This is a genomic window from Brevibacterium sp. 2SA, from assembly GCF_005502845.1.
GTDB lineage: Bacteria > Actinomycetota > Actinomycetes > Actinomycetales > Brevibacteriaceae > Brevibacterium.
Genome location: NZ_SCMW01000015.1, coordinates 52010 through 61641, shown reverse-complemented (window position 1 = coordinate 61641; position 9632 = coordinate 52010). Strand labels below are relative to the sequence as shown.

Below are 9632 nucleotides of genomic sequence, written 5' to 3'. Positions count from 1 at the left end.
GTGCTGGGGAGGGGGAGGGTTCTGTGACATGCGGCCAGTCTAGGTCACACCGGAAATCCACTATCCGAAACTCGCGGTGAGACCAATGTCACTTGCACCGGGGTCGGTGTGATGCAGATAACAGTTCTGTAACTGTCCGAATATTGGAAGGTCGATTGCTTGATCCCGGTGTCGCATTGCGGAACATTTGATCGACATGGACATACTGCTGCTAGCGTCAGACGCACCGACGTCTCCCGTCGACGATGCCATCAACTCCTGGTTCACTCCGATCGCCACCTGGTTCTCCAGTGTGATCTTCGTGCCCGTCACGATCGGCGAGATCTCCTTCCCGTTCGTCGTCTTCTGGCTCATCCTCGGAGCCCTGATCTTCACCCTCTACTTCGGCTTCATCCAGTTCCGCGGCTTCAAGGTCTCCCTCGACGTCGTCCGCGGCAAGTACTCCAAGCCCACCGATCCCGGCGAGATCACCCACTTCCAGGCCCTGGCCTCCGCACTCTCGGGCACCGTGGGACTCGGCAACATCGCCGGTGTCGGCGTCGCCGTCGCCCTCGGCGGACCGGGTGCGACATTCTGGATGATCATCGCCGGTCTGCTCGGCATGTGCACGAAGTTCGTCGAGTGCACGCTCGGCGTGAAGTACCGCGAGATCGATGAGAACGGCGTCGTCCACGGCGGACCGTTCAAGTACCTGCCGGTGGCCTTCCGCCGGTTCTCCAAGCCCGTGGCCGCGATCCTCACCGGCCTCTTCGCCGTCGCGATCCTCATCTTCGGCGTCGTCGGCGGCGGCATGTTCCAGGCCAACCAGACGTTCGCCCAGGTCCGCACCGCCACCGGCGGCGCGGACGGCTTCCTCGGCGGCGCGTGGGCCGGACTGATCTTCGGCATCTTCTTCGCCCTCCTCGTCGGACTCGTCATCCTCGGCGGCATCCGCTCGATCGCGAAGGTCACCGACAAGCTCGTCCCGGCGATGGCGATCTTCTACGTCGTCTCCTGCCTCCTCGTCCTCGGCATCAACTTCCAGCAGATCCCGATGGCGATCGGCGAGATCTTCGAAGGCGCCTTCAACCCGCAGGGCATCGCCGGCGGCATCGTCGGCGTGATGATCATCGGCTTCCAGCGCTCGGCGTTCTCGAACGAGGCCGGCATCGGCTCGGCCGCCATCGCGCACTCGGCGGTCAAGACCCGTCGGCCGATCTCCGAAGGCTTCGTCGCCCTCCTCGAGCCCTTCATCGACACCGTCGTCATCTGCACCATGACCGCCCTGACGATCATCGTCGCCAACCAGCCCTCGTACCGCGAGGACCTCGGCGAAGGTGAGATCGGCGGCGTGGCACTGGCCTCGGACGCCTTCTCCACCGTCGCCTCGTGGTACCCGGCGCTGCTCGCCGTCGCTGTCGCGCTCTTCGCGTTCTCCACCCTCATCACGTGGACGTACTACGGGGAGCGGGCCTGGAGCTACCTCTTCGGTCGCGGCCGGGCGACGATCATGGCCTTCCGCGTCCTCGTCTGCGTCTTCGTCGTCATCGGCTGTGTCGCCAGCTTCAGCAAGGTCGTCGAGTTCGCCGATGCGGCGCTGTTCATGTGCGCCTTCATCAACATCCTCGGCCTCTACCTCCTCATGCCGGTCGTGAAGAAGGAGATGAAGAAGTACCTCGCCGACCGCAAGGCCGGCACCCTCACCGACCCGGACACCAAGGACGCCGTCCCGGTCGAGCAGCCCGCCTGACCCTCACCCTCCCGTGCCCCGGCCGTCCCCGCGACGCCCGGGGCACGGCCGTGTCCGCGGCAGTGTTGCCTCTGCGGATTGTCTAGACTGATCGGGTGACTGACGACGACACCGCCGCCTCCCAGGCCGCCGACCGCCTGCTCGAGCTGCGGGGCAGCATCGACAACATCGACGCCGCCCTCATCCATCTGCTCGCCGAGCGCTTCAAGCTCACCGAATCCGTCGGCGTGCTCAAGGCCGACCACGGTCTGCCCCCGGCCGACGAGGCGCGGGAAGCCCGGCAGGTCGCCCGCCTGCGCCGGCTCGCCGAGGACTCGCACCTCGATCCGGAGTTCGCGGAGAAGTTCCTCGCCTTCATCGTCGCCGAGGTGATCCACCATCACGAGCGGATCGCGGAGTCCCGCGAAGGCTGAGCGCCCGGTCCGGCGCCGTCGCAGCGCTGCGGTCCCGCATCGACGCCGGACTGCGGTGCGGCGACGAGGCGGAGGTCACCTCCGCGCCGGTTTGCCGTCGGCGGCCGGGATCGACTAAACTTGAACGTCGGTGCGTCCGTCGCACCACGGCTGGTGATTCCTCTCAATGGGTCTGTCGTTCAGGGAGTCCGCTCCCTGTCGAGCCAAGGCATCAACCGCCGTTCGCAAGATTTCTTACGCAGAAAGGGTTCGACCATGGTCTACGCCATTGTCCGTGCCGGTGGCCACCAGGAAAAGGTCAGCGTCGGCGACATCATCACAGTGAATCGAATGAAGGCGCAGGCCGGGGACAGCGTCACGCTCGAACCCGTTCTCTTCGTCGACGGCGACGCGGTCACGACCGACGCCGATGCCCTCTCCAAGATCTCGGTGAGCGCCGAGGTCGTCGGTGAGCTCCGCGGTCCCAAGATCGTGATTCAGAAGTACAAGAACAAGACCGGGTACAAGAAGCGTCAGGGCCACCGCCAGGACCTCACCCGTCTGAAGATCACGAACATCAAGTAAGAGGAGGCCTCTGACATGTCAAGCAAAAAGGGAGTCAGCTCGACCCGCAACGGTCGCGACTCGAACCCGCAGTACCTCGGTGTCAAGCGCTTCGGCGGCCAGGTCGTCAAGGCCGGTGAGATCATCGTCCGCCAGCGCGGCACGAAGTTCCACCCCGGTGCGAACGTCGGCCGCGGCGGAGACGACACGCTCTTCGCTCTGACCGCCGGTGCCGTCGAGTTCGGCAAGCGCAACGGTCGCAAGATCGTCAACATCGTCGGCGTCTGACCGATACGATCTGATCTGCCCCGCTTCAGGGGTCCATGAAGGGTGAGTCTCACGACTCACCCTTCATCTGATATAAGGACATCATGGCCACCGAGTTCATTGATCGCGTCACGGTACACCTTGCGGCCGGCGACGGCGGAAACGGCTGCTCGTCGATCCGGCGGGAGAAGTTCAAACCGCTCGGCGGCCCCGACGGCGCCAACGGCGGTCGCGGCGGTGACATCACCTTCGTCGTCGACCCGCAGACGACGACCCTGCTGCCCCTCCACCACCGCCCCCACCTCAAGGCCGACGGCGGCGGCATCGGCAAGGGCGACCTGCGCCACGGCGCCGACGGCAAGGACCTCATCGTGCCCGTGCCCGACGGCACGGTCGTCAAGACCCAGGACGGTCAGATCCTCGCCGACCTCGTCGGCGCCGGCACCGAATTCGTCGCCGCGGCGGGCGGCCGCGGCGGGCTCGGCAATGCCGCTCTCGCCTCGACGAAGCGCAAGGCGCCCGGTTTCGCCCTCCTCGGCGAACCCGGTGAGGCCTCCACGCTCGTCCTCGAGCTCAAGACGATCGCCGACGTCGCCCTCGTCGGCTACCCCTCGGCAGGCAAGTCGAGTCTCATCGCCGCACTGTCGGCGGCGAAGCCGAAGATCGCCGACTACCCGTTCACGACGCTCGTGCCCAACCTCGGCGTCGTCGAAGCCGGGGATGTCCGCTACACCGTCGCCGACGTCCCCGGGCTCATCCCCGGGGCGTCCGAGGGCAAGGGCCTCGGGCTGGAGTTCCTCCGCCACGTCGAACGGACCGCCGCCCTCGTCCACGTCATCGACATGGCGACGTGGGAGCCCGGCCGCGACCCGGTCTCCGACCTCGAGGTCATCGAGGCCGAACTCGCCGCGTACTCCGTCGACCTCGGCGAGGAGGGCGGCGACCTCCCGCTCTCGCAACGCCCGAAGCTCGTCGCCCTCAACAAGGTCGACATCCCCGATGGCCGCGAACTCGCCGACATCGTCCGCCCCGACCTCGAAGCCGCCGGCTACCGGGTCTTCGAAGTCTCCGCCGTCAGCCATGCGGGACTGCGCGAGCTCTCCTTCGCGATGGCCGGTCTCGTCGCCGCCGAACGCGAACGGCGCGCCGAGGTCGAGGCCGTGCCGCAGCGCGTCGTCATCCGGCCCAAGGCCGTCGACGACAAGGGCTTCACGATCCGCACCGAACGCGACGCCGACGGTCCGGTCTTCCGGGTCCTCGGCGACAAGCCCGAACGCTGGGTCGTCCAGACCGACTTCGCCAACGACGAAGCCGTCGGCTACCTCGCCGATCGCCTCGAGCGCCTCGGCGTCGAAGAGGCACTGTTCAAGGCCGGTGCGACCCCGGGCGACACCGTCGTCATCGGCGAGGGCGACGGCGTCGTCTTCGACTGGGACCCCACGAGCGTCGGCGGTGCCGAGCTGCTCGGCTCCCGCGGCACCGACCTCCGACTCGAGGAGGAGGCCCGTGCGAGCCGCAAGGAGCGCAAGGCCGCCTACCACGAGCGGCAGGACGCGAAGGCCGCGACCCGGGCGGAGTTCGAGAAGGAGCGGCTCGCCGAGCGCGCCGCCCGCGAGAACTCCGCCGACGAGCGATGACCGCGACGACCGCGGCCGCCGACTCCGCGACCGTGCGGGCCGACATCGCCGGCGCCAAGCGCGTCGTCGTCAAGGTCGGCTCCTCGTCGCTGACGACGCTTGACGGCGGGCTCGACGAGTCACGGCTCGTGGCGCTCACCGACGTCATCGCCGCCCACCGGGCCGACGGCCGGGAGATCATCCTCGTCTCCTCGGGGGCGATCGCCGCGGGACTCGAACCCGTCGGCCTGCGCCGCCGGCCGCGCGACCTCGCCACCCAGCAGGCCGCCGCCGGGGTCGGACAGGGGCTGCTCATGGCCGCGTACGCGCGGGCGCTGGGCCGCTTCGACCTCGTCCCCTCCCAGGTCCTGCTCTCGGCCGACGACCTCATCCGCCGCACCCGGTACAAGAACGCGCAGCGGGCCATCGACCGTCTGCTGTCCCTGGGCACGCTGCCGATCGTCAACGAGAACGACGCTGTGGCCACCGAGGAGATCCGCTTCGGCGACAACGACCGCCTCGCCGCCCTCGTCGCCCACCTCTCCCACGCCGACGCGCTCGTCCTCCTCTCCGACGTCGACGCCCTCTACACGGGACCCCCGTCCCAGGCCGACGCCAGGCGCATCGACCATGTCGCCGGTCCCGACGACCTCGGTGCCGTCGCGATCGGCGGGGTCGGGACGGCCGGCACGGGCACCGGGGGCATGGCGACGAAGGTCGACGCGGCCCTCATGGTCACCGACTCCGGCATCCCCGCCGTGCTCACCTCCGCCGACCGGGTCGGTGACGTGCTCACCGGGGGGAGCGCGGGCACGTCCTTCGCCGTCACCCACCGTCGCCGCGGCACCCGACTGCTGTGGCTGCGTCATCTCGCCAAGACGTTCGGTTCGGTGACGATCGACGACGGCGCCGAGGCGGCCGTGCGGTCGCGGGGCACGAGCCTGCTCGCCGCCGGCGTCGTCGGCGTCGAGGGGGACTTCGAGGCCGGGGATCCCGTCGAGATCAGGAACACCGGCGGGCAGATCGTGGCGCGGGGGATGACGAACTTCTCCGCCGCCGAGCTGCCGACGATGTTCGGCCTGACCACCGAGGAACTTGGCACCCGGCTGGGAAGTGACTACCGTAAAGAAGTCATCCATCGCAATGATCTCGTCCTCACGCATGTGAGCGAGAGGAGTTAGTCCATGCCCGCTGCTGCCGACATCCATCCCAAGATCGTGCGCGGGGTGACGCGGATCGCCAGGAATGCGAAGGCGGCCGCCGCACGTCTGGCCACGACCTCGACCGCGGAGAAGAACGCCGCGCTCCAGGCGATCGCCGACGGTCTGCGGGCGAACTCCGCGCGCATCGTCAAAGCCAATGCGATCGACCTCGCCGCGGGGGCCGAGAACGGGATGAGCGAGTCCCTCCTCGATCGACTCCGCCTCGACGAGGAGCGGATCTCCGCGATCGCCTCGGCGGTCGAACAGGTCATCGACATCCCCGATCCGGTCGGCACCGTCGTCGTCGGCCGCACCCTGCCCAACGGTGTGCGCCTGACCCAGAACCGGGTGCCCATGGGTGTGATCGGCGCGATCTACGAGGCCCGCCCCAATGTCACGGTCGACATCGCGATCCTCGCGCTCAAGGCCGGCAATGCGACGATCCTGCGCGGGGGATCGGCCGCGGAGAACACGAACGCCGAACTCGTCTCCGTCCTCCGCCGCGCCGTCGAATCCGTCCGCCTGCCCGCGGACACGATCAACACGATCGACCAGCACGGCCGCGACGGGGCCGTCGTGCTGATGAACTCCCGCGACTACGTCGACCTCCTCATCCCGCGCGGTGGGGCCGAGCTCATCAACACCGTCGTCCAGGAGTCGATCGTGCCCGTCATCGAGACGGGCATCGGCAACGTCCACATGTTCATCGACTCCTCGGCGACGGTGAAGAACGCCGTCGACCTCGTCCTCAACTCGAAGACCCAGCGGCCCAGCGTCTGCAACGCACTCGAGACCCTGCTCGTCCATGAGAAGGCCGCCAAGCGCGTGCTGCCGAAGATCCTCGAACGCCTCGACCAGGCCGGCGTCGTCGTCCACGCCGACGCCGATGTCGCAGCGCTGGCGCCCGAGTCGATGAAGATCCGCCGGGTCTCGCGCCGGGACTGGGCCAAGGAGTACCTCGACCTCGAACTCGCGATCAAGCTCGTTAACGGCATCGACGAGGCGATCGAGCACATCCGCGCCTACACCTCCGGCCACACCGAGGTGATCGTGACGAAGGACATCGACAACGCCGAGACCTTCGTCACAGCCATCGATGCCGCCGCCGTCGGCGTCAACGTCTCGACCCGCTTCACCGACGGCGGCGAGTTCGGGTTCGGCGCAGAGGTCGGCATCTCGACGCAGAAGCTCCACGCCCGCGGACCGATGGGCGTCGAGCAGCTGACGACGACGAAGTGGGTCATGCTCGGAAACGGGCAGATCCGCGACTGACTTCGCCCATGTCGCTGCGCACGCAGACGACAGGGCGTGAGAAACTGAAGTGAACAGACTCATCAAGGGACAAGGAGCACTCTCGTGAACGCAACTCTGCTGGCCGCCGCAACCGAAGGCGCGGCACACACCGAGCTGCCGATGGAGCCGATCGGCTACGGCCTCATCACCCTCGCGATCTTCATCTCGATGGCCGTCGTCGCACGGTCGTGGAAGGGCATCTCGTACCGCCACTGATATGGCAGAACGCACACGTCGGGTCGGTGTCATGGGCGGCACCTTCGACCCCATCCACCACGGACACCTGGTCGCGGCCAGCGAGGTGCAGTCGACGTTCGACCTCGACGAAGTCGTCTTCGTCCCCACCGGTCGGCCGTACCAGAAGGACGACAAGACCGTCACCGACGCCGAGCACCGGTACCTCATGACGGTCATCGCGACGGCGTCGAACCCGCGGTTCCGCGTCTCCCGCGTCGACATCGACCGTCCCGGTCCGACCTACACGATCGACACTCTGCGGGATCTGTCGAACAGCCTCGGCGAGAACACGGAGATGTTCTTCATCACCGGCGCGGACGCTTTGGCTCAGATTCTGACATGGAAGAATGTCGATGAGCTGTTCTCCTTGGCGCACTTCGTCGGGGTCAGTCGGCCGGGGCACGAACTCCGCAGCGAGGGACTGCCCGTCGACCGGCTGAGTCTCGCGCAGATCCCGGCGCTGGCGATCTCGTCAACGGACTGCAGGCAACGGGTGATGGATGGAGCCCCGGTCTGGTACCTCGTGCCGGACGGCGTGGTGCAGTACATCGCGAAACACGATCTGTACAGGAGTGGAAATGGCTGAAGAGCAGTTCACGTCTCGACGTGCCAGGCGCGAAGCCGAGCGACTGGCCGCGGAAGAGGAGTTCGAGGCCAGGTCGTCCGCTCCCCAGGCGTCCGACGGCAGCCGCGCGGACTTCCTCACCCCACCGAAGCGTCCGACCGAGAAGCCGGCGACGGCCACCGCGTCGGTCAGCGACGCTCTGCCTGCCGCCGGTGGCGGTTCAGCATCGGGCACCGGTGAAGCGGCTCCCTCCGCACCGGCGCCGTCGACGCCCCCGGCGTCTCCGCCGCAGGCCGCGCAGGCCGCGCAGACACCTGCGGCCCCGCAGACTCCTCCGGCCGCTGCGGCCCCACAGACCCCTGAGTCTCCGGCGACACCGGCTCCCGAGAAGTCCACTTCGGTCCGGCCCGCCGCGGCAGCGCCGGCCCCGGTCAGCAGCAGCGCGGGATCGACTCCCGCTGACCTTCCCTCGTCGCGCATCGACCCGGCGCCGACGCCGAAGGTCTCCCATGAGCGCGGGGCACTGGCCTCCGATCACCTGCCGCAGGAGCGGCCACCGGTCAACGCTGAGGATCGGCTCGACCCCCGCCGCGCGCCGCTGCCGCACTTCGAATCGCGCGCCGCGCGCAAACGCTACCTGCGCGAGCACGGCCTGTCGATGGACGGCGACCTCTCCACCGGAGCGATCCCCGTCATCGCCGACCCCGCCGCGGATTCCCAATCCGGCGACACTGCCTCACAGACCAGCGACACGACCGCGAAGGCAGCCTCGGCCGAGCACGAATCGTTCGACGCCGCCGGCTTCGGTGGGTCGTCAGCCGAAGTGGCTGCCCGCGACTTCGAATCACCGGTGACCGCCGACTCGGCGCCGCGACCGGCTTCCGGACCCGACGACGCGCTCTCGCGTCCTCTCCCGGAGACCACCCCCGAGACGTCGGCCTCCCCACAGCCGACGCCGAGCGGCGACGCTGCGGCGGCGAAGGCAACTGCGGCGGACACCTTTGCGACTGCCGCGAAGACGGACGCCGCCACGACCGACGCGAAGCCGGACGTCGCCGAGTCGGCGGCGACGAAGGCGACCCCCGATGCGGCCGCGAAGCCCGCCGCCGCGACGGACACGGACGGTCCGGAGCCGGCCACCCGGTCCCGGCGGATGCCGATCGTCAATCCGCCGAGCACCTCTGGCGTGCGGGTCGTCACCGCCGCCTCGGCGAAGGTCTCCGAACCCGGAGCGAAGGAGACCGCAGCCTCGAAGGACGGTGCTGCGTCGAAGGGTGATTCCGCGTCGAAGGCCGATGCTGCGTCGAAGGCCGGTGCGGCCTCGAAGGGCCAGGCGGCCTCGAAGGGCCAGGCCGCGTCGAAGGGCGAGGCAGCGTCGACGAAGCGCGGAACCGCGGCGGCCGCCTCGGCGCCGAACTCCTCGTCGGACGCCGCACGGGACCGTGACTCCGGCACCGAGGAGCAGACGACGGCACAGTCGGCCGACGACGCCGCCCGCGAACTCGCCGCGAACCCCGAGACCCGTCCGATGGACACCGTGCCCGAGGCGTGGTCCCTGCCGAACTCCGACTATGAGGACGAAGAGACCGAGAACCCGCCCGGCACCCGCATCAAGGCGAGTGCCGTGACCGGGTACGACGGGCAGATCCTTGTTGGCGAAGAGCCATCCAAAGTACCCTTTATCGTGCTGGGCGTGGCGGCGCTCTTCGCCGTCGCCCTCATCGTCATCGCACTCGTCATGCTGCTGTGACAACCTGAACCCTGGGA

At 68.5% G+C, this 9632-nt stretch carries 10 protein-coding genes; all 10 read left to right on the top strand.

Translation table 11 applies throughout. The features are described 5' to 3' along the window. Positions 1 to 196: 196 nt before the first annotated feature. Complete coding sequence (locus tag FFS20_RS07940) at positions 197 to 1729, top strand: alanine/glycine:cation symporter family protein (RefSeq protein ID WP_137825322.1); 1533 nt, start codon at positions 197 to 199, stop codon at positions 1727 to 1729. A gap of 95 nt (positions 1730 to 1824) precedes the next feature. Then, positions 1825 to 2142, top strand: coding sequence for a chorismate mutase (locus tag FFS20_RS07935; protein ID WP_137825321.1), 318 nt, complete (start codon positions 1825 to 1827; stop codon positions 2140 to 2142). Positions 2143 to 2397: 255 nt separating this feature from the next. Further along, positions 2398 to 2706: a 50S ribosomal protein L21 gene (gene rplU, locus FFS20_RS07930; RefSeq protein WP_137825320.1), complete on the top strand. Its 309-nt coding sequence runs from the start codon at positions 2398 to 2400 to the stop codon at positions 2704 to 2706. A gap of 15 nt (positions 2707 to 2721) precedes the next feature. Next, complete coding sequence (gene rpmA, locus FFS20_RS07925; protein WP_137825319.1) at positions 2722 to 2973, top strand: 50S ribosomal protein L27; 252 nt, start codon at positions 2722 to 2724, stop codon at positions 2971 to 2973. Between the two features lie 83 nt (positions 2974 to 3056). Further along, on the top strand, positions 3057 to 4589 hold the full coding sequence (obgE, locus tag FFS20_RS07920) for a GTPase ObgE (protein ID WP_137825318.1): 1533 nt from the start codon (positions 3057 to 3059) through the stop codon (positions 4587 to 4589). Further along, entirely contained in the window at positions 4586 to 5749 is a 1164-nt protein-coding gene (proB, locus tag FFS20_RS07915) for a glutamate 5-kinase (RefSeq protein ID WP_137825317.1), read from the top strand. Before obgE ends, proB begins: the two co-directional genes overlap by 4 nt. Positions 5750 to 5752: 3 nt before the next feature. Further along, the gene (locus tag FFS20_RS07910; protein WP_137825316.1) at positions 5753 to 7042 is read left to right on the top strand and encodes a glutamate-5-semialdehyde dehydrogenase; all 1290 of its coding nucleotides are present in this window, start codon (positions 5753 to 5755) and stop codon (positions 7040 to 7042) included. Between the two features lie 84 nt (positions 7043 to 7126). Next, a complete protein-coding gene (locus FFS20_RS17915) occupies positions 7127 to 7279 on the top strand; it encodes a hypothetical protein (protein ID WP_171007026.1) in 153 nt (50 codons plus the stop codon). Position 7280: 1 nt separating this feature from the next. After that, positions 7281 to 7886, top strand: a complete 606-nt coding sequence (gene nadD / locus FFS20_RS07905; RefSeq protein ID WP_137825315.1) for a nicotinate-nucleotide adenylyltransferase — start codon at positions 7281 to 7283, stop codon at positions 7884 to 7886. Further along, on the top strand, positions 7879 to 9615 hold the full coding sequence (locus tag FFS20_RS07900; RefSeq protein WP_137825314.1) for a hypothetical protein: 1737 nt from the start codon (positions 7879 to 7881) through the stop codon (positions 9613 to 9615). Before nadD ends, FFS20_RS07900 begins: the two co-directional genes overlap by 8 nt. Positions 9616 to 9632: the final 17 nt, after the last annotated feature.